The following is a 23,498-nucleotide window of genomic DNA, read 5'->3' as shown; positions in this document are numbered from 1 at the left end:
CTACTTCCACAAAAAAGGTGGGTATTCGTCCAGATCGCCTCGAATAAATCGAGCTAACAAAAGAGCTTGGGCATAAGGAACAAGACCCCAGGAAATATTTTCGGCCAAATAGGGATGACTGATTTTTTCCTGCTTCCGCTCTTGCCATGCTTTTAACACTTTTTTGCGAGAATCATCATCCATAATGACAGCACTGTTTTCTTTTGTATAAAAGCTCTTATCATTAACCACCCGTTTGTTGATAAGCGACAGCACAAACCGGTCGGCATATACTCCCCGCAATTCCTCCATCATATCCAATGCAAGTGAAGCCCGGCCTGGCCGGTCTCTGTGCAAAAAACCGACATAAGCATCTAACCCAACAGACTCCAGAGCAGATTTCATATCATTCGATAACAAAGTATAGGCAAAAGATAAAAGCGCATTTACTCTATCAAGTGGAGGACGCCTGGAACGACCACCAAAGTAAAAAGACTCCTTTTGCTGAAGAATCAAATCGTTAAATACGGAATAATATTGAACGGCTGCCGTCCCCTCAAGCCCGCGCAAGGTATCCAGATTATCAACCATACGTATCAGCTTAAGGACTTCACTTAATGAAGTACTCACCTTCTTTAAGCGTTCCACGTCCACTCGCAGCGGATGATCCCTTGTGACCCGCTCCACGATCCATTTCTGATTATATACCTTGCCAAAAATCATGTTTCTTGCAAGCTCCGCACTCAACGTCTCATTATCAGCAATTCTATATTGCTGCCTGCGAAGGATCACGTTTCCGCGATCTTCTCCGATCACCCGGGCTAAAAACCGCCCGTTTTTTGTCATAAACGTTAATCCGATGTTACGCGACGCGCATACTCCCATTAATGCAGGACTTACACCCGCATATCCAAAAGAACATACCGACTCCAGATTATGCAGCGGATATCTTCCCAGCGTTTGTTCCTCCTGCCTGATCACAATGTTTTCTCCATCAAGCGACAGGTAAGTATCCGGTAAAGTAACGAATAGCGTATTGAGCAGCTTTTTCATTCGGCTAACCTGCTTTCAATATAGCTGGACACAGACCGTTTGGAGAACAATTCGGGAATACAGATGGCGTACAGAGAGCAGCTTTTGCAGTGAGGACCGGCTTTTGCCTTAGGTGTGTGATTTCGATCATAATATCGTCTCATCTCCGCAAGACTCTTACGAACTCGTTCCCGGTCGTCTTGGCTGATCGTAATCTCTACCCGATGCCTGATCTCATGATAATAAAAACAGGCTTCGTTTATGCTACACACCAGCATTTCCTCCAAACACATCACCTGTGCCACCAGTTGAGAGATGTCTGAATCGTCCTTCTTCGGTTTCCCGCGTTTGTATTCAACAGGAAAAGGAAGGTATAACCCTTCCTCCCCTGCTATAGCTATTCCGGCTGGATCTTGGACAAACTCTACTACGTCGCATATCCCTGTAATTCCGAGAGTTCTGGAATGTACCGGCATAGCCCGGACAATCAGCTTGTCTCCACGGCGTTCCCGAAGTTCCGGCTGATCCGCTTTCCGATGCAGATGGTCCCCTTCAACAGTTAGAACATTATCCACCCACTGCTGCTCGATATGGATGAGTGCCCATTGCCGTCTACAGAAATTAAAATGCTGGAGACCGGACAGCAGCAGGTAGTCGTCTTCGTTAAAGTCCATCGTATTCCTGCACCGGCAGCCCGTCCAGTGCGTGAACTACAAAATTGTAATCGAGGTATGATCGTGGTTCTTCAACATTATCTTTTAATGTAATTTCTAGGGATCGGTGTACCTTAGCTGAGGAATACTGACCCAGTTTGGTGTTATGTTCCCACCAATACACACGATGCACTTCCATACTGCCATCCGGGCGTGCGGACGAGGTATCATTTTCAAACAAAGTTCTTAATGCCTCACGAATTTTATCTGCATCTTCCCGAGTAAATCCGGTTTTTTCAGCCAGCTGCGTATTGATGCTTCCATATACGACATAAAGCCCGAAATCAACACGATGCTTCATTCCCATGGTATCGGAGCTTTTTTTATTCGGATCTTTTGGAGTTACTGCATTTACGCTTTTGGTTATCTGCATACTGGATATATAAACGGGATTGACGCTGACAGCCGTATGTACTGAAACCGGGCCACGGATCCCTACCGATACGTCAGTTCCGCTAAAAGCAAACACCTGCCCAAAACTGCGAACGTCCATCCAAGCCTGGCAAGCCGCTTGTGCATATAGCTCGTTATTTTGCTTCTTCCCTTTGGCGAACTCCTGAACTTCCAGATTCGCGTCTACCCGCTCTTTGATACTGCGGAAGGAATCGTTTCGGCGATCATCGGATTGCACCAGAATCGTCTCTCCCATGTCCTGCAGCCGGTTTCGGATTTTCCGTTTGATGCAGACATCCGAAATCTCTCCATAGCCATCATAGTTCTGGCGGGGACGATTTCCATTAAGCGGATCTCCGTTGGGATTGGCGTTACGGACAGACAACACGACGGCAAAATCAATTTTATGGTCAAGAATACTCATTCGCTTTCTCCTCCTTCTACATCTTCACTTTCAGAATCCAGGGATAACTCACTTCCTCTATCTTTCTTGCTCGTGTACAAATCATTTCTCTGACTGTAAAAGCCCAGCAAATATAGCCCGGACAGGGGCTTGTCCGTAAAGTCTTCAATTCTTAATGCGGCCCCTACTCCATCAAGCAAACGATTATAGTATCCCGCCTCGGCTCCAAGTTTTTCCTGATACGGCTGCAAATTAGATTGAATGATCGTCCAAGTACGTCCAGGCCGCTGTGCAAAAGCATTCATATATCGAATTGCATTGGTAGCACGTTTTTCATCCCGTCCAAGCGCACGTCTTTCAATTACATCCGCAATCGCAAGCATACGTCCAAACAAATAGCTGCGATTATTTGATTCTGTGTTTAAGCCCACTTCATAGCCCTCCTTATGGAATGTTTTATTTACCAGCGCACAGGTTATACTGAGCGTTTTTTCCCACTCCCACGGTTCCAGAGCAACCGGATTGGACGCCCGATGGATGGCGCTTCGTACAATGTCCAGTGGGATATCCTTTCCATCGACAATGCAGGGCAGCATCCGTTCCATTAGCCCTTTTACAATTTTTTCATTTGCGCCTTCTCCATACGCAGCAAAGGCAATATCACGTGTAGCTGGCGCTCCTATGAAAGCGACAAACTGGTTATCCTTTTTACGGTACCGGTGAAGCCAGCAGCACGTGTTATGCCATGTTTCCAAACGGTCCAAATATACCTTTTGATCCAAGTCACGATAATACACAATCGACATGCGCCCAGGCGTCGCCGCATCCAAACTCATAATGGTAACCTTGGATTGATAATCTCCGTCATATCGGTATCCACCAAGAGCCCGTCTTATCTGAAGTGCAAATTGTTTATGTGTGCTGTCACTCATAGCAGCTATGTCAGACTCTGTCTCATCATATAAACTGAAAGTATCTTCATAAGGTACGGGAATATCTAATTGGCTGCTTCCCCATACCAAAAATACCTTTCCATCGATGGTGATCCCCTGCCGCTCAATCAGCCATTTCAGCGCATTATGTCCCTTTTGTGACACTGCATAGCTGACCGACGCCGCTTCCCGGCTATTGCGAAAACGTCCACGATAGGTAAAACCGCTGGAATCGTTGGCTGATATTAACTTCGACTTATCACCCGAGTGCCGAATTCGGGAGGCATGTTTGTCCGCTGCAGGAAGCCATTCGCCCGAAACATAACATAGGTCTGCACTTTTTAGACTCTCGTCATAGTAACGAATAAAAGATTGCTGTACTGAAGCATCTCGCCATAATCTCGATTCAGGCTCCCCTGCCGTCTCCACAGCAAACCGGACGAACGCCCCGCTCTGCTCCCCAACCAGAACTTCAAAAATCTCAGGTTTATGCCCCAGGCGCTCTTCCAGTTCGGGTGTGGATTTATCGAGCAATCTCCCCTCCTGGTCAGTATACAAAATGCCGTTCTGTATCAGATCGGTCATTAGGGAACCTTTTCTCACATATTCGTAAACACTTCTGACCTTCGGATGGCTGTATTCCGATTCACACCATCGCTTTAGCTGTTCGAGATAATCGTTGTATGGGGTTCCTTTAACAGCACCCATATACTTCTCATAGTCACCTGCTATATAGACCAGCTTATCGAATAGAGGATACGGCACAGGAGCACTTGTACGGCTAGCGGCCGCTTCTGTGCAGGGAATAATCGTACTGCTGTCGTCCTTTTTGACAACCTTGGCTGACAGGTAATTCCCCTTATCATCCAGAAGAAGTTCAATATGAGCAGATTGCGTAGTATGAGAGATGGGAATTAACGCATATTCCTTCCCGTTACGCTTCTTCTCAAATTGTCCAACATAACTGGCATGTTCGTCATAGGTACGACTCAAGTTCGCTAGCCAAGTCATATTTCCCCCTCGCTTCCAAACCATTCATCGTGTAAAATGTCTATAGATTGCACATTATCGGTGTTAAAAGATTTAATCTTGCCCTCACCCACAGTGCGAACAAGCGTGCATTCTTCGGGACGTGTAAAACGTATGATGCCGTTCTCCATCTTGGCACGCCACAGGCGGATTTCGCGTTCTGGCCGTCCAGTTTCATCCGGGTAACTGATGCCGTGCACCATAGTTCCGAAATCCAGTTCCGGGACATCGTCGTATGCTCCTTTACCTTCATTAAAATCACATGCCTCCACGTAACCCTGGCATTCACGAGTTCCCAGAAAAATATCTCTTCGTCCCCCGGCCTTAACAGCTCGACGCGCAATATTATGGTGCTTGTGTTCGTTACGGTCATGTTCCAATTCAGGCCTGTAAGGATTGAATTCAAAATGAGCGCGTACCTTGTAGGACACATCCTTAAGGTAGGTATAATAAGCAAGAGTGTTACCGCCCCCATATTCTATCGGGCGCATTCCTTTTGACTCGGTCTGAATTGGGTTCATAATTCGCACTTCGTCTATGTACCATGATAATGTCGGTTTCCAGTAGATTGACTCCGTTATTCCTTTCAAAGCCTGGTAGGTCGGCACTTGGTACGAAAACTTCTCCCCTCCTAATTTCGTAAGTGGATCGGTGAATAACGCGTATTTACCATGCACTACGTATTCGATTTGATTCCGCATATTCTCACCTCAACTTCTTATAAAGAATTATCTATAATGAAATAGTATACTAGATTCCAAAAAAATACAAGGAAGAACAACCAAATAATTCTAAATTGATTTGCGAAGTTTGCTGTGCTACACTTTATCCGTCGCTTTTATGCGTGGATTGAAAATTATACAGAATTATCTGGAAACCCGCCTTCGGCGGGATTTTCAGTTTAAGAGCTCTTTTCATAGTAACTATGGAATCATCAAAAAACTAAATTTTCCATTTCTTGGTCTCCGCCAACACCGAAATAATCTGAATAAGCGGTTTCCCTTAAGGCAAAAACATGTCCATGAAGTAACGGATAAATCTCTCCATTCTTGACGAGTTCATCTAATTCGTGTTTAAAGAGATTGACCGTATATTGCTGCGCCCTTCGCAAATGGTTACCTAATTCATCTGGCGAAAGACTTCCGTTTAGCTCAGCAATTAATTCTTTGCCTTCCTGCCGGTATGGAACCAGCACTGAAGTCGCTTGGGTAGCGATCGCTTCGAAGTATTTTTCCGCTGAGGAGATAGCCGATTGATTGAGAATTTCAGGCCTTGCTCCTCTTTTTCTCGTATATGCTCCATAGTAATGCTGGTTCTTATCCAGCAAGTCAAACAGATTACATTCCAGTTCACGAATCGGGTAATGCATTTCATTCCCAATCTCAGAGTAATAGTAGCGGAAGTAACAAGCGATGGATTGGGCAGATAATAAGTCGCCGCCTAAAGCTTCAGGATTTTGTTTAAATTCACGCAGCACCCGTTCGGTCTTTTCTCCGCCAATTCGAATCTCGGGCAATCGTGTTAAATGTTCGTCTTTAGACTTGATAATGTACACTTGCCGAGTCGGATCTTTGCCGTGCCGATTGCAGCGCCCCGCCGCTTGAGCAATTGAATCCAGCCCGGCGAGAGACCGTATAACACATTCAAAACTGATATCCACTCCCGCCTCGATCAGCTGCGTACTTACACATATAACCCGTTGTCCTTTCTCCAGGGCCGCAATAAGTTGCGTAAGTTTATCCTTTCGATGTGCTGCGCACATACTGGTACTTAGATGGACGAGTAAAACCTCTTCCCCTGACGCTCGCACACCTGCATCCAGTTCATCAAACAATTTACGGACGGCTGTCTTGGTATTTAAAATGACGAGTATGCTGGTGAGCTCGGTTATTTTATCCGCTACAAAAGCTGCCAACGCTTGAGCATCCCAGCCTAATGGAGTTGTTTGATCCACAACTTCAACCCGTTTAAATTGAGTCCCGACTATATCCAAGTCTCTGATCATTTCCGCATCCTCGGACACATGCAGCTTATGCTTCACATAATCCAATGCAGGTTGGGTAGCCGTACATAACACTAGGCTGGACCGGCCAATCCTGCTAAGAAAGTTTAATGCCGCATTAAACAATGAGATGCAATGAACAGGTACTGACTGGACTTCATCAAATACGATTACAGCGTTGGATAACTGATGCAGCCGTCTTACATTTCGGGTTCCTTTGGCATAAAACGTATTCAGAAACTGCACCATGGTTGTAAAAATAATCGGCCGATCCCAGTGATCTCTGGCAAGACGGAGATTTTTCTTTCGTACGTCATAACTCTCCCCTTGGTTATTGCTTTGCTCTTCCTCAAGGTCATCCACCACATTAGAGTGATGTTCAAGGACTTGGTCGTCTACTTGCAATATTCTTCGAATCTCCGCTGCGTTTTGCTCAATAATTGTGGTGTAGGGGACAACATAGATAATTCTTTGTTTGTTATGTTGGATCGCATGGGATAATGCATAACGCATACTGGCAAGCGTTTTCCCTCCGCCTGTAGGAATAGAGAGTGTATAGATTCCTGAAGGACGCGAAGCAAATTGCTCACACTGATTCGACATTTCACGCCGCAGTTGATTGATGGGGGACGCGGCGCCCGCACCTTTTTCAAGTCTAGTTAGATACTCCATCAATGTCTGGTGGCATTTCACAAAAAACTCCTTATTATTATCAGGTAAAATTTGTGAGGTTTCTCCCTCCTCGAACTGACTCGTATTGGTTCGATCTGAATCAATCACAGCGCTAAATAGGTATTTTAAGAGTAGTGAGGTTGCGATGGGAGGGAGTTTGTGTTTTTTCACTACATCCAAGTAATACGCCAATTCGATGGCAGCTTGTTTAAAATAGTTGTCAAACTGCTCGGATGTATAGAGCTCTGATATCTGCCGCTCTGCCTGTTCGTATCCATCCAAATTTTTAATTACGACACGTTCAAGAAAAGGAGAGCTCTGATCAGGAGCAATGAAATCCCGCAGTCCTTGATGATGCGAGATGATACAGTTTGCGATCCATTCCACAGTGAATTTTTCAACTGCAGGAGTGTCGGGTTGGTGATAGCGTTTATAGATCCAACGTCCTCCTGCTGTTGAATGGTCTACGGAACCTCTTCGTGGTGGTGCATCCGGGTTAGCAACTGCTGTTTGTATATAATTTTTAAATTGGTCCGTACATTTGCCCATGTCATGCAGTAGGCCTGCAAGTCCCGCCAAATGCGAAACGCCAATCTTACTTCCTATTTGCTCGCAGCCTCTCTGCACTTCAAGAAGATGTTCCTCGACCGTCTGAATTTTGTTATCTTTCTGCCGGATATGAGCGATGTAAGACATAACCATGCTCCTTTTGTAGAAATAAATGTGTTTCCTGCATCGAAAAACAAAACTAGTACTATTAAGTAGGTCCAATGGTATAAAGTAAAACTTTCTCATAACTGGAATTCGACATTTTGTCTGGTTATTCCTTCCTAAGAACTAGAAACTAACACAATTCTTTTCATATCAAGAGATAATGTTTCTTTTAGTAATCCCAGACGAAATAAAACTAAGTTCACTTGAGGAGAACCATATACACTACCTGTTTAAATATGTTCAAATACAAAAAAATACTGCGTATCTCAATGAGATCGCAGTCAGAAGAGAGTTTATTTTTTATTGAAGAAAATAAGCAAATTTATCCGGTGTTTTACGGATTTCTTGCGCCAGATTCTCATACTCGGCTGTTAGTTTTATAGAACGAACCCGTTTTGCATCTTGGTCACGCGGCTCAATTAGGCCCTCTTCTCTCCAATGACTTACTTTTCCCCTAATGGAACGGTCCGACAAACGAAGTAAATCTCCCAATTCACTTGTCGTCAGTGTATCTTGTTTAAACGTTAATTGGGCAAAAACCATCCTTTGCTGCGGATCCAATTTCCGGATCAAATCCGGTTCGATTTTTGTCATTTGGGCTGACTTTTCAGTCACAATGGCTGCTGCTTCCTGGAACACCTCGGCTAGCCCCTCGATAAAAAATTCTAGCCATGGCGTCAGCTCTGCCTCATTTCGACCAAAATAATAATTATGGTGCAGGCCTAACTGGAGTCGATGGTAATATTCGGCCAGTCCGACCGTTCCCGTTCATATAGGGATGGATATTTAAAAACTGCCACATAAAGATTCCCGCCTTGATAGGAGTTGGGATTGAATAAGTCTCAGGGGAATTGATCCAGGCAACTAAGTCTTCCATCAAAACAGGAACATTTTTCCATTCTGACAGCAAGTAGAATCTAGGGGCATTTCGACTGCCTACTTGATTTTGTTCCTCACGATATTCGCTAACGCGAGGCCTTCGGCTATGGGGTATTTTAACAATCGCATGAATCTTTTTTATAAACTCTTCCGTTACCGGGAGTTGTCTTCTCTCGGCCTCATCTAAATATTCGAGAGCTTTCATCAAGTTAAAAACTTCTTGATCTTCATTGTCAGTGCTAGTGTGGTACAGAACTTTTCTTTTTGTTACCTCATCGAGCGTATTCCCCTCAATTCTTGTTGAAAGAATGACCGACTTTCCATCGATTCCTTTTTCAAAAGATCAAGAATAAATGCGGGCAGTGGAAGCAGATCCACCACTGCACTGCCACGCTGTATATCCATCAGTTTTCGGGCCATGTTATCGGTTATTGAATATTTTGGTGTAAACATATAGCTCACCTTCCTTAATAACCTTATAACATTGCCGCTATTTTGCCGCAAAGTCGTATCAAAAACGACAGATAGACAGACCCTTTAACGATATCAATTGGATTTCAATTTATGCACTCTATGTGGAGTACGACCAGCAAAAGTCCAAACAGCAACCGCGGCTGTAGTATTTCAATCCACGCACTCCATATGGAGTGCGACACTACCGGGGTGTCGTGGAGATGGATGAGCTCCTGATTTCAATCCACGCACTCCATACGGAGTGCGACGCGCTGGTTGTACTCTTTCCAGTCTTGGTCGTCATTTTAATCCACGCACTCCATACGGAGTGCGACAGCTTTCCTTCGTGGATGATCCGGCAGCGGAGCTGATTTCAATCCACGCACTCCATACGGAGTGCGACAAAAAATTCCGGATAGACTCGCCGATTTTGGATATTTCAATTCACGCACTCCATACGGAGTGCGACGGCCCAAACCGCATTCTCCACTGTATCCGGAAGATTTCAATCCACGCACCCCATACGGAGTGCGACCAGACAGGTAAGCCCCAGCTTCTTCATCCCAGGTATTTCAATCCACGCACTCCATGCGGAGTGCGATGCTACTTTCATCAGCTGCATATCCGCTACGCCTTATTTCAATCCACGCACTCCATGCGGAGTGCGACGGGCCAATTGTCAACCAGTTATGCGTGAGATTGCCATTTCAATCCACGCACTCCATGCGGAGTGCGACAGCAGCTGCTCATCACTGGCACCGGCCAATTCCGATTTCAATCCACGCACTCCATGCGGAGTGCGACGGTTTAACCGCCGCCTGCCAGAAAACGGCATGATGATTTCAATCCACGCACTCCATGCGGAGTGCGACCAACACAAAACCGGTCCAGGTCAAACTGATGAAAATTTCAATCCACGCACTCCATGCGGAGTGCGACGAGTTAGCTCCTCCGTTTTGGTCATACCAAATAGTATTTCAATCCACGCACTCCATGCGGAGTGCGACTGTCCAGCCACGGGGCCGCAACGGGCGCGGTGTATTTCAATCCACGCACTCCATGCGGAGTGCGACGCCGAAGGCGACAAGGTCATTATAGACAGCCTGGTATTTCAATCCACGCACTCCATGCGGAGTGCGACGCCGACCTGAACGTTGGGGAAGACGTCAACGGCTGGATTTCAATCCACGCACTCCATGCGGAGTGCGACTCGAAGGACCCGGAAAGCATCCATATCATTTCGATTTCAATCCACGCACTCCATGCGGAGTGCGACGTACGGCGTGCTGCGCGATATGGTGCCGGATAATCAATTTCAATCCACGCACTCCATGCGGAGTGCGACGCCAGGCTTGGCCGCTTTAATCGCGAGCTCAATATTTCAATCCACTCACTCCATGCGGAGTGCGACGGTCATACTGCCGGTCAAGCAGATTGCGAGTAAAATTTCAATCCACGCACTCCATGCGGAGTGCGACGCGCCTGAGCCTGTAACGAGTTGGGAGACGGGTATTTCAATCCACGCACTCCATACGGAGTGCGACCAAAGCTGCGGTGGGCGAGCGCGTGATTGTTACATTTCAATCCACGCACTCCATACGGAGTGCGACGCACGAATTCTTGCATAACCAAAAGTCAGGATTTATTTCAATCCACGCACTCCATACGGAGTGCGACTTGATCTTTCGCCGGACACTGGCCTGATCGGCAGCCCGATTTCAATCCACGCACTCCATACGGAGTGCGACTTCGGCGTCTTCCCATACGAGGAATCCGATAATATTTCAATCCACGCACTCCATACGGAGTGCGACCATGATTAAGCGTGTACACCTGAGATGCAAAGCTATTTCAATCCACGCACTCCATACGGAGTGCGACTGTGGGGGTCTCCGTAGTACAGGAGCTTCATTTATTTCAATCCACGCACTCCATACGGAGTGCGACTGTGGGGGTCTCCGTAGTATAGGAGCTTCATTTATTTCAATCCACGCACTCCATACGGAGTGCGACCGTATTGATTTTCTCGGCTGCAGGCTTGGGGACGTATTTCAATCCACGCACTCCATACGGAGTGCGACAGCGATTCTCTACATTATTTTTCCATTATAGGGACCAAAGGAGGTGATTTCAATGCTGAGATTAACAATACGTTAACTATTCATTCGTATTCCGACATCCCTCTCTTCTTTTCGACACTTTTTGAGGTGCGAATGATCCAGGGATTCCATGTGCACTATAGGTTCGCACCACAGCAAGCCAATCAACAAAACGCTCAACATATACAAGGGAGTAGTTAACTTCGTTATCCACTACTTCTTCTATTTAAAAGCACAAACAGCCGAGCCTATACGCAAGCGTAAGTTCGGCTGTTTGTGGTGCTAAGGCTTAGCTTTCTTTGTCGCGGTTATTGGGAGGAGTATACTCCTCAAGCATTCATCATCAACTGGATGCGCTCCACATCCTGGCTGAATTTTTTGGCCAGCCGGGCTTTGCCGAGATTGGTCTTAACGATCTTCTGCATCCGCTTATCATCGGTCACAGCGAATTTGGCCAGCAGCCGAAAGCCAACCTCGGGAGCGCGTTCCACGAATACGCTGAGTGCATATTCCAGTCCTTTGGAGAGGACACGGAAATCTTCGGCGCCATAGTGGGTCTGCCCGGCAGCAATCTCATCCAGAATCTCCTCCGACAGCTCCAGCGCATACAAAACATGGGTAGAATCCTTCAGCATGGACGGGTGGGCCAGCGCCGCGACGAAGGCCCGCTTCTCTAGCGCATTTGCCGTGCCTTTCATCGCATCGATCAAGCTCCGAAGCGCCCCGAAGTCCTGTTCCCCGATTCGCTGCAGTGCCATTGCTGCCGCTTCCCGCATCCGCCATCTGGAATCATTCATGGCCGCCTGGCAACGCTCCAAAATGAGCTGCTGTCGGGAAGGCTCCGCATAGCAGTAATAGGTTCCCATTGCCTGTAACGCGCAGAAAGGCAAGAACTCACGGGGATCATCCGTAGGTGCATCTGACTCCGTCTTGCCACTCCATTTCACAAGCAGCTCCCAGGCTTCACCGGTCACCCAATCCGAGCCGAAGGCATCCGCGAAGGCGGAAGCCGCCCCCAGATTCGCTCGTGGACCCGGCAGATTCGAATCCCCGAGCAATCGCTGCTCAAGCTGCCTGAACTTCCTGGCCTCCTGAAGATCCCCGTAGAAGTCGTTCTTTGTCACGTTGCTGTTCATAGTACCCCTCCATCATTTTGGAAAAGCCACTTTGATATGTTCCTTGCAGAACTCCTTGCATACATTGTTGCCCCAGAACAACCCTTCAAAACGAGTCAATGCAGTGGTGTCCTCGCGGGTTTACACCAACCCAGCCTACGGAGTGCGACCTTAATCTCCGGGAACTCTCGCTCTACTTTCGCCAGTTTTCTATCCACGCACTCCATACGGAGTGCGATATGGGACGATCAAGCCGTTCATCGACTACATTTTACTTCAATCCACGCACTCCATACAGAGTGCGACTTGAATCCATCATCGAAAATGTAGACGCATACGTATTTCAATCCACGCACTCCTCACGGAGTGCGACACCGGTCAACATGCAACGTCCTGCACCGGTGGCAATTTCAATCCACGCACTCCATACGGAGTGCGACTTGTCCGGTCGGTGATCTCCTGAGCGTCACGGCTATTTCAATCCACGCACTCCATACGGAGTGCGACTTGTCCGGTCGGTGATCTCCTGAGCGTCACGGCTATTTCAATCCACGCACTCCATACGGAGTGCGACTCGCCGGTTACCGCATCTTCGTCCGCCTTGGCGATATTTCAATCCACGCACTCCATACAGAGTGCGACTATAGGCTTTCAACAGCTCGGCATTGTTCCACTCATTTCAATCCACGCACTCCATACGGAGTGCGACGTTTCCAAACTGCCCGATGGCTTGACCGTAGTTATTTCAATCCACGCACTCCACACGGAGTGCGACCCGTTGAAAGAAACACGATTGGGGTCGGGTTGTGGGATTTCAATCCACGCACTCCACACGGAGTGCGACAAGGGACTGAACCCTCCATCGTGTATTTATCCATCATTTCAATCCACGCACTCCACACGGAGTGCGACCAATAATTCCATCATCATTACCTCCTCCACCCCTCATTTCAATCCACGCACTCCACACGGAGTGCGACCCGCCGCCAGTAAAGGCGCAGGCGGCCAAGATCGTATTTCAATCCACGCACTCCACACGGAGTGCGACAGCGATTCTCTACATTATTTTTCCATTATAGGGACCCAAGAAAGTTATTTCAATGCAGAGAGTAACAAGACGCTAACTATTCATTTCTTTTCCAACATCACACTCTCATTTTCGACACTTTTCGAGGTGCGAATGATCCGGGGATTCCATGTGCACTATAGGTTCACACCCCAGCAGGCCATCAAAAAAAGCTCAACACATACAAGGGAGTGCTTGACTCGTATCCGCTGTCTCCTGTCAAGAAACACAAACAGCCGGGCGAGTCTCCCCGCCCAGCCGCTTTCACTCTTTTGCCCAAATACCAATTTTCTTTGCAGAAAAAGTGCGTGCCTTTATAGCCTATAGTGTTTCTTCTGCCTATGCTACTTTTTAATTCCTAATGTCCTTTCACCCAATACCTCTGTTACGCTAACCGCAATTGCCTTTAGCTTCTAGATGCCCTACACCCACTAACTATCCCCGATAAGCCGCCAGCTTCCGGTTCAGTTCCTTCGTTGCGCCGTATACTTCCTGGTACAGGGCAAAAATACCGTTATACCGCTCCGCCTGCTCCGGATTCGGTTTGTAGACCTGGGCCGGGGCCAGGAATTTGTCCGCACATTCGGACAAGGAGCTGAACCAGCCGCTGCCATAGGCCGCCAGCATAGCCGCGCCCATAGCCGGGCCCTGCTCGCTCTTCAGCTTCACAACGGATGCGTTAAAAATATCCGCCTGCATCTGCAGCCAGGTCTCGTTTTTGGCGCCGCCGCCGATGGCGATGACTTCGTTGATCTCCTTGCCGGAGTCGCGGATGATCTCAATCGACTCACGCAGCGAAAACGTGATGCCTTCCAGCACCGCACGCGCAAAATGCTGAAGCGTATGGCTTGCGTCCATACCGATAAAGCTGCCGCGAATATCCGCATCCGGATGCGGCGTCCGCTCGCCGGAAATGTACGGCGTATACAGCAGCCCGCGGCTGCCCGCCGGGATCGACGAGATGCCTTCCAGCAGTTGGTCAAAGCTCAGCTCTTTGGCGAAGGTTTCTTTGAACCAGGTCAAACTGTGGCCGGCCGCCAGCGTAACGCCCATAATATAGAAGGCATCTTTTTCGCCATGGTTAAAAAAGTGCACTTTGCCTTCCAGGTTCAAATCCTTCCGGCTCTCGTAAGAAAGCACCACGCCGGACGTCCCGATGCTGCACATCGTCCGTCCTTCACCCAGGATGCCCGCGCCAAGTGCGCCGCAGGCATTGTCCGCGCCGCCCGCAAACACCTTCGTGTCCGGGCTGAGACCCGCTTCAGCCGCAATTTCAGGCAGCAGCGTGCCTGTCATATCGAACGATTCCACCAGTTTCGGCAGCAGCGACATCGGCAGATCGAACGCGGATGCGATTTCTTCGCTCCACTGTTTGCCGCCCACGTCCAGCAGCAGCGTGCCCGCCGCGTCGGAATAATCCATCGCGTAGTCGCCGGTCAGGCGGAAGCGGACATAGTCTTTTGGCAGCAGCACATAGTTGGCTTTGGCCAGCACTTCAGGTTCGTTCTCCTGCACCCACAAAATTTTAGGCAGGGTAAAACCTTCCAGCGCCCGGTTGCGGGCGATATCGATTAGCTTGCCGCCCAATACGGATTCGATCCGGCGGCACTGCGCCGTTGTCCGGGTGTCGTTCCAAAGGATGGCCGGACGCAGCACCTGGCCGTTTTCGTCCACCAGCACCAATCCATGCATCTGGCCGGAAAAGCTGATGCCTTCTACTTCCTCCGGACGTGCGCCGGCTTTTTCCATAACGCGCTTCAGACTAAGGATCGTCTGGCGTGTCCAGTCCTCCGGGTTTTGCTCGCTGTAACCCGATGCTGGATGGCTGAGCGGATACGCTTCCGAATGCTCATAAGCCACCGTGCCGTCCGGGGTCACCAGTACGGATTTAACCGCGCTTGTGCCAAGGTCGATCCCAATAACGTATTTCATAATTGGCCTCCTACAAAATTAAAATGTGTTTTCACCCAATCCGCAAAAAGGCTGCCGAAGAAAACCGTCTTCAGGCAACCTTGTTTGCAGGGTACAGGCTTATACAGAGCGCATAAGTTGGCAAAAGCGGAAAACAGAGCGCCCGCAGGGCACGGGCACTCTGCCATTAAACCGCTTCGCTTCTTACAGTCCGTAGATGTATTGGTTCAGGAGACCTTTCAGGTACTCTTGACGGCCGGATTCGTTGCGGCGCGGGTTCTCGTTGTTCAGCGCATATTCAGCCAGGGAAGCCAAAGTGGCTTTGCCGGATACGATATCAGCACCGATGCCTTCTTTGAAGCTGCTGTAACGTTTCTCGATGAAGTCGTCGAATACGCGGTCTTCGATCAGCTTGGCAGCGACTTTCAGGCCTTTTGCGTAAGTGTCCATGCCGGCGATGTGCGCCAGGAACAGGTCTTCCGGCTCGAAGGACGGACGGCGTACTTTGGAGTCGAAGTTGATGCCGCCTTTGCCCAGGCCTTCGTTCTTCAGCACTTCATACAGCGTCAGCGTAGCGTCGTATACGTCTACCGGGAATTCGTCGGTATCCCAGCCCAGCAGCATGTCGCCTTGGTTCGCGTCCAGCGATCCCAGCATGCCGTTGATGCGGGCTACGCGCAGCTCGTGGTCGAACGTGTGGCCGGCCAAAGTCGCATGGTTGGCTTCCAGGTTGAGTTTGAAGTGTTTGTCCAGGTTGTATTTTTGCAGGAACGCGATGGTAGTCGCCGCGTCGAAGTCGTATTGGTGTTTGGTTGGCTCTTTCGGTTTCGGTTCGATCAGGAACTGGGCGTCGAAGCCGATTTCCTTCGCGTAGTCCACCGCCATTTGGAACAGTCTTGCAATGTTGTCCTGCTCCAGCTTCATGTCGGTGTTCAGCAGGGTTTCGTAGCCTTCGCGGCCGCCCCAGAACACATAGTTTTCGGCGCCAAGGCGTTTGCCCACTTCCAGGCCTTTTTTCACTTGCGCAGCGGCATAGGCATAGACGTCGGCGTTGCAGGTCGATCCCGCACCGTGCATGAAGCGCGGATTGGTGAACATGTTGGCCGTGTTCCACAGCAGTTTTTTGCCGGAGGATTTCATGCCTTGTTCCAGGATGTCGACGATGGTGTCGATGTTGTTGTAGAACTCTTTCAGCGAATCGCCTTCAGGTGCGATGTCCACGTCATGGAATGCAAAGAACGGCAAGTTCATCTTCTCCATGAATTCAAAAGCGGCTTCCGCCCGTGCCTTTGCTTTATCCAAACCTTTGAGGTGATCCCACGGACGGTTGGCCGTCTCGGCGCCGAACGGGTCGGAACCGCCAGCAGTCAGGGTGTGCCAGTAAGCCATGGAGAAACGCATGTGCTCTTCCATCGTTTTGCCGGCAACAACTTCTTCCGGATTGTAAAATTTGAATGCGAACGGATTTGTGGACTTGCTGCCTTCATAGGCGATCTTCGACACTTTATCAAAATAAGCCATTATTCATATGCCTCCTTGGGTTTATGCTTGCGGCAAGCGTTTACAGGACCATATTAACACATCTTTTCGACTTTGTATATTGGTTAAACAAAGTTTTTTATTTGCTCTTTTTTGTCTTGCTTTTTAGGTAGGGTGGCACTAGACTAGGGTTCGTATACCTAACGGTCAGACTCAAAAAAGGAAGTGTGCAACGTGAAAGTTACCGGCGATCAGGCCCTGGTCAAAAAAATCAACAAGTCGCTTGTGCTCCACACCATCCGCAAGCACTTCCCCCTCTCGCGGGCCAAGGTGTCCGAGACGACCGGACTTAATAAAGCAACCGTTTCCAACCTCGTCGCCGAGCTGTGCGCCGAACAGCTGGTGCTGGAGGTTGGGCCCGGGCAGTCCAGCGGTGGACGCAAGCCGCTGATGCTGCATTTTAACGCCATGGCGGGCATTGTCGTTGGCGTCGAGCTGCGGGTGAAGCAGCTGACTGCCGTCTTGTGCGACCTTGGCGGCACAGTGCTGGAGGAGACGTCGCTGCCGCTGGAACGGCATGATCTCCCTTATGTGCTCGAACGGATGAAAGAGCTGATCTCCCGCCTTATTGCGGAGGCGCCCCCTTCGCCTTACGGCATTGTCGGCATCGGCGTCGGCGTTCCCGGCATGGTGGATGAACACGGCGTTGTGCTGTTTGCGCCAAACCTTGGCTGGGAGATGGCCGACCTGCGCGGCATGCTGGAGACCGCCTTTAGTGTGCCGGTTACGATCGACAACGAGGCAAACGCCGGCGCGCAGGGTGAACTGAACTTTGGAGCGGCACAAAATGTGCGCCATCTCCTATATGTCAGCGCAGGCTCGGGGATCGGCTCGGGCATCATTATCGGCGGCGAGCTGTATAAAGGCGCACGCGGCTACGCCGGCGAAACCGGCCATATGTGCATCGAGGCGGACGGCCGCCCCTGCAGCTGCGGCAGCCGCGGCTGCTGGGAGCTGTACGCCTCCGAGCGCACCTACGACTGGCCGGAGGTCGAGCTGCCGGCACGGTCGACGCCGGAGCTGGCGCGGCTCGCGGCGGAAGGCCAGCCGGAGGCGCTGGCGCATTTTGCCGTTATGGGCCGTTACCTCGGCATCGGCGTGACGAACCTGATCAACGGCTTCAACCCCGAGCTGATCGTCATCGGCGGGGCCTTGTCCGAAGCCGAAGCTTGGCTTGGTCCGCCGATGCGGGCCGTCGTCGCCGAACGGACGCTGCCGTATCATAAGCAGCGGCTGGAGATCACCTTCTCCCGGCTCGGGGGCCGGGGAACGATGATCGGGGCGGGTTTTGCCGCCGTGATGCATTTTTTGGGACATACGCGGGTTACGCTGTAGTCGGAACCTCGGAACCGCCGCAGAACCTTAGGGTTTTGCGGCGGTTTTTGTTTGGTCATACGGCGGGTCATAGGTTTCGTACGTGGCAATTTTTGTTTGGTCATACGGCGGCATTATAGGTTCGTCTGCAGCAGTTTTTGTGTTTGCTCAAACGGTGGCGCAATGGCGGCGTTATAGATACGTACGCGGCGTTTTTTCCGATTGCCAATCCTCCCTTGGCCCACTGGTGAACGCTGCTGGACGGTGACTATTTTTTTCTCAAAATAGTTATTATGTAATTTATATCCAAACAAAATTTTGATAGAATTATTTTCAGAAGCGGTGGTGTATCTGATCTTTATTTCACGCTCGGGAGGGTAACGAAAATGGGTGTTTTGAAGGACAGCGAGGATCTCGAAATCATAAGAAACCAATACAACCATAGCTGGGATCGGCTCCTGGAAACCGATGAAGAAAAAGCGCTAAAAATCATTGAACACCTCAAGTTCAAGTTGTTGTCTCCGGGTCAAAAAGTCCTCTACTGTCTCAAACCCTTCAGAACCCATTTAACTTGGGCAATTCCCCTGACCATCCTTGTTGTAACCGTCCTGATGTATGCAGGCATTGTCTGGATTGCTTTGTGGGTGGAATAGGGGGAGCGCCGTTTTGGCGACCCTTTCCCTCCTTCCCAACGGAGCGTGCCGCCGGTTCGGGCGATTCGTCCGGGCGGGTTTCGGCGCGTTTTCGCGCATTTTGCGCGTTTCGGCACGTTTTTTTCTTCATCCAGCAAGATTTAACAAATATACCCGACGCAAAATCGCCCCATTTCCGCTCCTTTTTCCTGTACAAATTGCCTTTTTCATCCGGTATAATACTTTCATGGTGTGATATATATCACTCCGATACTCGGTTCCGGATTGGAGAGAAAGCCCATGACTTATGTGGATACATCCGATGTCTCGGCCCGCTTGTTTATTACCGTTCTCTTGTTTCTGGTTCTGATCGCGCCGCTGATCAGTCTGGGAGTGCTGCGGCTGTTCCAGTCCAAGAAAAAGTCGGGGTTCCTGCTGATCCTCGGCGGCGCCGCCGTCTATGGGCTGTTCCAGCTGTTTATGTCCGTTACGAACATTATGTAGCGCCCTGGGCGCGGCTTTTTTCACGATCAACCTTATGGCTTCTGCACCACGCACAAAAAAAGCAAACAGAGCAACGCAAAAAACGGCCATCCGGGAAAATTCCCGGCATGGCCGTTTCGTTATGCTGCAGCGCTTTGGCACAGCACCCAGCACCCTTGATACAGGCTTATTCCGCACAGCAACTGCTGGCAATACGTGTACGTCACGGGGCTCACTAACAGAGCGCAGTGAACAGCAGCTTTCCCGGCAAGGTTTCGGGGACTTAAGCGCCCAGTGCAGGCTCCCTGACTCAAACGTCCAGTGCGGGCATTCGGGATTTAAGCCTCCAGCGCCTTGTTCAGCTGCGTTTTGTTCATGCCTACAATGGTATGCTCGCCGATTTTGGTTACCGGCACCGCACGTATTCCCAAATCCCATAGCTGCTGGGCATACTTCCCGCTCTGCTCGATGTTGCGTTCCTCAAATGACACGCCTTTTTCGTTCAAAAACCGTTTGACCTGCCGGCAGTGCGGGCAGCTGCTCGAAGTATACACAATGACATTCTCCATAGGCGGTGTCTCCCCTCCAATATGGCCGAATTCGGGCCAGCGCGCGGCACGCTGCTCTACTCCAAGCCTTGTGCGATCGGCGCGGGCAGCCCTCTTGTGTATTGTAGCACCGGACAAACTTCCGGGAAAAGATTACAAAATGACCGCGCTGTGCTCCAGGCTTTCGATGTATTTTTCCGCATCCATTGCCGCCATGCAGCCGCTGCCAGCCGCCGTAATCGCCTGTCTGTAGCGTGTATCCTGCACATCGCCGCAGGCAAAGACACCAGGAATATTTGTTTCGGACGTGCCCGGATTAGTCATGATGTAGCCGTTCGCGTCCGTATTGATTTGTCCGCCCAGGAACGCCGTGTTCGGATGATGACCAATCGCCACAAATACGCCGCTGGCTTCGATGATCTCCTCCGCTCCCGTCTCGTTATTGCGTACCTTCAGTCCGCTCACGCCGTTTTCCCCGGCAATGACTTCAAGCGGCGTGCGGTTCAGCGCCCAGGCTACTTTTTCGTTTGCCCGTACGCGGTCCTGCATGATTTTGGAGGCGCGCAGTTCTTCGCGGCGGTGCACCAGCGTTACTTTGGAAGCAAAACGGGTCAAGAAACCGGCCTCTTCCAGCGCGGAGTCGCCGCCGCCGACCACAATAATCTCCTTGCCGCGGAAGAAAAAGCCGTCGCAGGTCGCGCACGTGCTGACGCCGCGTCCCACATTAACTTCTTCGCCGGGGATGCCCAGATATTTTGCCGTGGCGCCTGTCGAAAGAATCAGTGTATCCGTCTCAATGGTGCCCATGCCTTCAACGTTCAATTTGAACGGCCGTCCGCCGAGCTCCACGCTGTTCACCCAGCCTGAACGGAATTCCGCGCCAAACCGCTCCGCCTGCTTACGCATATTGTCCATCAGCTCCGGACCCATGATGCCGTCAGGGAACCCCGGGAAATTCTCCACTTCCGTTGTTGTGGTGAGCTGGCCTCCAGGCTGCAATCCTTCAATCACGAGCGGTTTCAGGTTGGCGCGCGCAAGGTAGATCGCGGCGGTCAGTCCAGCCGGCCCGGTGCCGACAATAATCGATTTATACATGACAGAGTCCTCCTTAAGATGGAACGCATCAGCAGCAGGCATCAGCAGCAGCATCTTATTTAAAATAATTATAATGTAGCATTTATTATGAGTACCTTACGGAGTTCTGTCAATATGCCGGAAAGGGGATCCGAAAAATATTTTGTGAACAATCTAATTGCCATCGACCATTTAGCGCAGCAGCCGGAGCCCATTCAGAATGACCAAAATGGTGCTGCCTTCATGCCCCACCACGCCAAACGGCAGCGCAATCCCTTCAATGAAATTCCCAAGAATCAGGGCTGCGATGACGCTGACGGCAAAAATCATATTTTGCTTCACGATCCGCTGTGTGCGGCGTGCAAGCGATATGGTCGCGGCGATTTCTTCAATATTATCGTTCATCAGTACCACATCGGCCACTTCCAGCGCAGCCCCGCTGCCTTTCATCCCCATGCCCATGCCAACTGTCGCGGCGGCCAATGCCGGAGCATCATTCACACCGTCACCAACCATCACGGTCGAGCCGTAACGTTCGCGCAGCTCCCGGATGCGGGTCACTTTGTCCTCCGGCAAAAGATCGGCATACACCAGATCGACGCCGGCCTGTTCGGCAATCACCTTTGCCGTTGCCGAGCGGTCACCGGTCAGCATCGCTACCGTGACGCCAAGCTCCTTCAGCTTTCGGACCGCCGCTGCCGCCTGCGGCCGCACGGCATCCTGCAGGGCGATCATCCCCGCTATTTTGCCGCCGTCCAGGATCACCGACACCGTCTTGCCTTCCGCTTCCAGTCGGGCGCGCACTTCCCGCCAGTATGCAGCGTCCTCCGCTGTCATGCCCGGCTGCGGACTGTTCCCGCCGGCAGTAGACGGAGCAATCTGTTTACCGGCAACAGCTTCGTCGACGGTGTGTGCATTAGGTGTTGTAATTGGGCATCCGCCCGATGCACTGTGAGTGGCGTCCTGTGCTGACCATTCGCCGGTTGCCTCTCCGGGGACAATTTCGCTAACCGGCCATTCATTAGCTGTAACCGCACCATCCGTATCCATTATCGCGTCCAGTCCGTCGCTTTTGCCAATCCGCCATAGATGGCCACCCACCCGGCCTTCAATTCCCCAGCCGGTCAGGGATTTGGAATCCTGCACGCCGCGCAGTTCGATGCCTTCTTCCTCCGCCTGCCGGACCACTGCTTCGGCGAGCGGGTGTCGGGACATATTTTCAACGGAAGCGGCAATCGTGAGCAGTTCAGCGCGGTCATAACCTTCGCCGGCGATAAAATCAGTCACCTTCGGCTGTCCCTCCGTCAGCGTACCGGTTTTGTCAAACGCCACAACCGCCGTTTTCGCCAGATTTTCCAGATGCACGCCGCCTTTAAAAAGAATCCCGCGCCGGGCACTTTTGGAAATGGCCGACAGCATCGCCGGCATAATCGACGATACGAGTGCGCACGGGGACGCAACTACCAGAAACACCATCGCTTTATAAAAGGTATCGTCCCAGCTCCAGGACAGGACAAACGGCGGGACCGCCAGCAGCAGTACGGTCGCCGCGACGACGACCCGGGCGTAAATCGCCTCGAGGCGTTTGATGAAACGCTGTGAGTCCGGCACTTCGGTTTCGGCTTCTTCGACCATGCGGATGATTTTTGCGAACACGGTGTCTTCTGCCGACTTGGTTACCTCAATTTGCAGAGGGCCTTCCCCGTTGAGCGTTCCGGCAAACACGCCGCTGCCCGCCATTTTGTCGACCGGAACCGACTCGCCCGTAATCGAAGCCTGGTTCACCGCCGACTGCCCCCGGACCACAGTTCCATCCGCCGGAATCAGCTCGCCCGGACGCACCAGCAGCAGGTCGCCAATCGCCAGCTCATCAATGGGCACCTCGTTCATTGTCCCCCGCTCGATCCGCAGTGCGGTCGCGGGTTTCAGGGCCATGAGGGCGGAGATGTCTTTTTTACTGCGTTCGGTTGTGTAGCTCTCCAGCGCGCCGCTCAGCGCAAAAATAAAAATCAGCACCGCGCCTTCATTCCAGTATCCGATCGCTGCCGCCCCGACCGCTGCCGCGATCATCAGCAGGTTCACGTCGAGGTCGCGGTCTTTGACCAGCGTCTCCACGCCTTCTTTGGCTTTGAGCCAGCCGCCGACGGCGTATGCCACGATATACAGCAGGACCGACAGCACGGGCAGCCGGCCGGCCGTTCCCCAAGCGGCCAATGTCAAAATACCGCTGCCAAGCGCCGCTCTCATTTCCGTATTGCTCAGCAGCGCCTTATAGTCGATCCGGCGCCGCTTTGGCGATCCGGGACGGTTTGCTCCCGTCCGGGCCGCCGGAGATTGCAGTGGTTTCATTGTTGCTTGCATGATAATCACCTTCCTGTGAGTAGTCGTTTTTTTGCTGCCGGTGTGCCGGCGAGAGAGGCGCCAGCCCGTGTACTTTTTGGCGTGTTGCCGGTTGACCGAGGACGGTACAGGCGTGTTAGCGTGTCGTCGGTAGACCGAGAACGATACAGGCGTGT

At 50.9% G+C, this 23,498-nt stretch carries 17 protein-coding genes and 2 CRISPR repeat arrays; of the genes, 2 read left to right on the top strand and 15 right to left on the bottom strand.

What is annotated here, in order from left to right; translation table 11 throughout:
• The 11 genes from cas1c to xylA all read right to left on the bottom strand — a co-directional run bounded on the left by cas1c (position 1) and on the right by xylA (position 16,913).
• The gene (gene cas1c / locus ACE6ED_RS02345; protein WP_410825341.1) at positions 1–1,032 is read right to left on the bottom strand and encodes a type I-C CRISPR-associated endonuclease Cas1c; all 1,032 of its coding nucleotides are present in this window, start codon (positions 1,030–1,032) and stop codon (positions 1–3) included.
• Entirely contained in the window at positions 1,029–1,685 is a 657-nt protein-coding gene (gene cas4, locus ACE6ED_RS02340) for a CRISPR-associated protein Cas4 (RefSeq protein WP_410825340.1), read from the bottom strand. The genes cas1c and cas4 overlap by 4 nt, the downstream gene beginning before the upstream one ends.
• Positions 1,675–2,541, bottom strand: a complete 867-nt coding sequence (gene cas7c / locus ACE6ED_RS02335; protein WP_410825339.1) for a type I-C CRISPR-associated protein Cas7/Csd2 — start codon at positions 2,539–2,541, stop codon at positions 1,675–1,677. The genes cas4 and cas7c overlap by 11 nt, the downstream gene beginning before the upstream one ends.
• The gene (gene cas8c / locus ACE6ED_RS02330; RefSeq protein WP_410825338.1) at positions 2,538–4,463 is read right to left on the bottom strand and encodes a type I-C CRISPR-associated protein Cas8c/Csd1; all 1,926 of its coding nucleotides are present in this window, start codon (positions 4,461–4,463) and stop codon (positions 2,538–2,540) included. The genes cas7c and cas8c overlap by 4 nt, the downstream gene beginning before the upstream one ends.
• Positions 4,460–5,182 (bottom strand): type I-C CRISPR-associated protein Cas5c, encoded by a 723-nt coding sequence (gene cas5c / locus ACE6ED_RS02325; RefSeq protein WP_410825337.1) that lies wholly within the window; start codon positions 5,180–5,182, stop codon positions 4,460–4,462. Before cas5c ends, cas8c begins: the two co-directional genes overlap by 4 nt.
• Positions 5,183–5,415: 233 nt before the next feature.
• Positions 5,416–7,851 carry a CRISPR-associated helicase Cas3' gene (gene cas3 / locus ACE6ED_RS02320; RefSeq protein ID WP_410825336.1) on the bottom strand — a complete coding sequence of 812 codons (2,436 nt, stop codon included), beginning with the start codon at positions 7,849–7,851 and terminating at the stop codon, positions 5,416–5,418.
• A gap of 318 nt (positions 7,852–8,169) precedes the next feature.
• Positions 8,170–8,508, bottom strand: coding sequence for a hypothetical protein (locus ACE6ED_RS02315; protein WP_410825335.1), 339 nt, complete (start codon positions 8,506–8,508; stop codon positions 8,170–8,172).
• A gap of 70 nt (positions 8,509–8,578) precedes the next feature.
• The gene (locus tag ACE6ED_RS02310; protein ID WP_410825334.1) at positions 8,579–8,953 is read right to left on the bottom strand and encodes a Fic family protein; all 375 of its coding nucleotides are present in this window, start codon (positions 8,951–8,953) and stop codon (positions 8,579–8,581) included.
• 349 nt (positions 8,954–9,302) lie between these two features.
• A CRISPR array of direct repeats spans positions 9,303–11,282; the repeat unit is 33 nt; unit sequence ATTTCAATCCACGCACTCCATGCGGAGTGCGAC.
• A gap of 347 nt (positions 11,283–11,629) precedes the next feature.
• Positions 11,630–12,436, bottom strand: a complete 807-nt coding sequence (locus ACE6ED_RS02305) for a HEAT repeat domain-containing protein (protein ID WP_410825333.1) — start codon at positions 12,434–12,436, stop codon at positions 11,630–11,632.
• Positions 12,437–12,621: 185 nt separating this feature from the next.
• Positions 12,622–13,463: a CRISPR direct-repeat array (repeat unit 33 nt; unit sequence ATTTCAATCCACGCACTCCACACGGAGTGCGAC).
• 453 nt (positions 13,464–13,916) lie between these two features.
• Positions 13,917–15,413 carry a xylulokinase gene (gene xylB, locus ACE6ED_RS02300; RefSeq protein ID WP_410825332.1) on the bottom strand — a complete coding sequence of 499 codons (1,497 nt, stop codon included), beginning with the start codon at positions 15,411–15,413 and terminating at the stop codon, positions 13,917–13,919.
• 183 nt (positions 15,414–15,596) lie between these two features.
• Positions 15,597–16,913, bottom strand: coding sequence for a xylose isomerase (xylA, locus tag ACE6ED_RS02295; protein WP_410825331.1), 1,317 nt, complete (start codon positions 16,911–16,913; stop codon positions 15,597–15,599).
• A 192-nt stretch (positions 16,914–17,105) separates the two neighbouring features.
• On the opposite strand from xylA, the gene ACE6ED_RS02290 reads away from it, so the two are divergent.
• Positions 17,106–18,266, top strand: a complete 1,161-nt coding sequence (locus ACE6ED_RS02290; protein WP_410825330.1) for an ROK family protein — start codon at positions 17,106–17,108, stop codon at positions 18,264–18,266.
• A gap of 113 nt (positions 18,267–18,379) precedes the next feature.
• Here ACE6ED_RS02290 and ACE6ED_RS02285 read toward each other — a convergent pair whose 3' ends face one another.
• Entirely contained in the window at positions 18,380–18,688 is a 309-nt protein-coding gene (locus tag ACE6ED_RS02285) for a hypothetical protein (protein WP_410825329.1), read from the bottom strand.
• Between the two features lie 489 nt (positions 18,689–19,177).
• Here ACE6ED_RS02285 and ACE6ED_RS02280 point away from each other — a divergent pair, with 489 nt between their 5' ends.
• Entirely contained in the window at positions 19,178–19,381 is a 204-nt protein-coding gene (locus tag ACE6ED_RS02280; protein ID WP_410825328.1) for a hypothetical protein, read from the top strand.
• A 317-nt stretch (positions 19,382–19,698) separates the two neighbouring features.
• Here the strand turns inward: ACE6ED_RS02280 and ACE6ED_RS02275 are convergent, their stop codons facing one another.
• From ACE6ED_RS02275 to ACE6ED_RS02265, 3 genes are all read right to left on the bottom strand, one after another.
• Positions 19,699–19,929 (bottom strand): glutaredoxin family protein, encoded by a 231-nt coding sequence (locus tag ACE6ED_RS02275; RefSeq protein WP_410825327.1) that lies wholly within the window; start codon positions 19,927–19,929, stop codon positions 19,699–19,701.
• A 132-nt stretch (positions 19,930–20,061) separates the two neighbouring features.
• On the bottom strand, positions 20,062–21,003 hold the full coding sequence (trxB, locus tag ACE6ED_RS02270) for a thioredoxin-disulfide reductase (RefSeq protein WP_410825326.1): 942 nt from the start codon (positions 21,001–21,003) through the stop codon (positions 20,062–20,064).
• Between the two features lie 171 nt (positions 21,004–21,174).
• A complete protein-coding gene (locus ACE6ED_RS02265; protein ID WP_410825325.1) occupies positions 21,175–23,343 on the bottom strand; it encodes a heavy metal translocating P-type ATPase in 2,169 nt (722 codons plus the stop codon).
• Positions 23,344–23,498: the final 155 nt, after the last annotated feature.

It is taken from the genome of Paenibacillus nanchangensis (genome assembly GCF_046543445.1).
Classification (GTDB): domain Bacteria; phylum Bacillota; class Bacilli; order Paenibacillales; family Paenibacillaceae; genus Paenibacillus_AQ; species Paenibacillus_AQ nanchangensis.
The sequence above is the reverse complement of the archived record's forward strand: the minus strand, read 5'-3'. Positions and strand labels throughout refer to the sequence as shown.

Excerpts from the sequence above, each read along its gene's own strand:
- cas1c (WP_410825341.1), bottom strand. The coding sequence starts at position 1,032 with ATGAAAAAGCTGCTCAATACGCTATTCGTTACTTTACCGGATACTTAC.
- cas4 (WP_410825340.1), bottom strand. The coding sequence starts at position 1,685 with ATGGACTTTAACGAAGACGACTACCTGCTGCTGTCCGGTCTCCAGCAT.
- cas7c (WP_410825339.1), bottom strand. The coding sequence starts at position 2,541 with ATGAGTATTCTTGACCATAAAATTGATTTTGCCGTCGTGTTGTCTGTC.
- cas8c (WP_410825338.1), bottom strand. The coding sequence starts at position 4,463 with ATGACTTGGCTAGCGAACTTGAGTCGTACCTATGACGAACATGCCAGT.
- cas5c (WP_410825337.1), bottom strand. The coding sequence starts at position 5,182 with ATGCGGAATCAAATCGAATACGTAGTGCATGGTAAATACGCGTTATTC.
- cas3 (WP_410825336.1), bottom strand. The coding sequence starts at position 7,851 with ATGTCTTACATCGCTCATATCCGGCAGAAAGATAACAAAATTCAGACG.
- ACE6ED_RS02310 (WP_410825334.1), bottom strand. The coding sequence starts at position 8,953 with ATGAAAGCTCTCGAATATTTAGATGAGGCCGAGAGAAGACAACTCCCG.
- ACE6ED_RS02305 (WP_410825333.1), bottom strand. The coding sequence starts at position 12,436 with ATGAACAGCAACGTGACAAAGAACGACTTCTACGGGGATCTTCAGGAG.
- xylB (WP_410825332.1), bottom strand. The coding sequence starts at position 15,413 with ATGAAATACGTTATTGGGATCGACCTTGGCACAAGCGCGGTTAAATCC.
- xylA (WP_410825331.1), bottom strand. The coding sequence starts at position 16,913 with ATGGCTTATTTTGATAAAGTGTCGAAGATCGCCTATGAAGGCAGCAAG.
- ACE6ED_RS02285 (WP_410825329.1), bottom strand. The coding sequence starts at position 18,688 with ATGGTTGTATTGGTTTCTTATGATTTCGAGATCCTCGCTGTCCTTCAA.
- ACE6ED_RS02280 (WP_410825328.1), top strand. The coding sequence starts at position 19,178 with ATGACTTATGTGGATACATCCGATGTCTCGGCCCGCTTGTTTATTACC.
- ACE6ED_RS02275 (WP_410825327.1), bottom strand. The coding sequence starts at position 19,929 with ATGGAGAATGTCATTGTGTATACTTCGAGCAGCTGCCCGCACTGCCGG.
- trxB (WP_410825326.1), bottom strand. The coding sequence starts at position 21,003 with ATGTATAAATCGATTATTGTCGGCACCGGGCCGGCTGGACTGACCGCC.
- ACE6ED_RS02265 (WP_410825325.1), bottom strand. The coding sequence starts at position 23,343 with ATGCAAGCAACAATGAAACCACTGCAATCTCCGGCGGCCCGGACGGGA.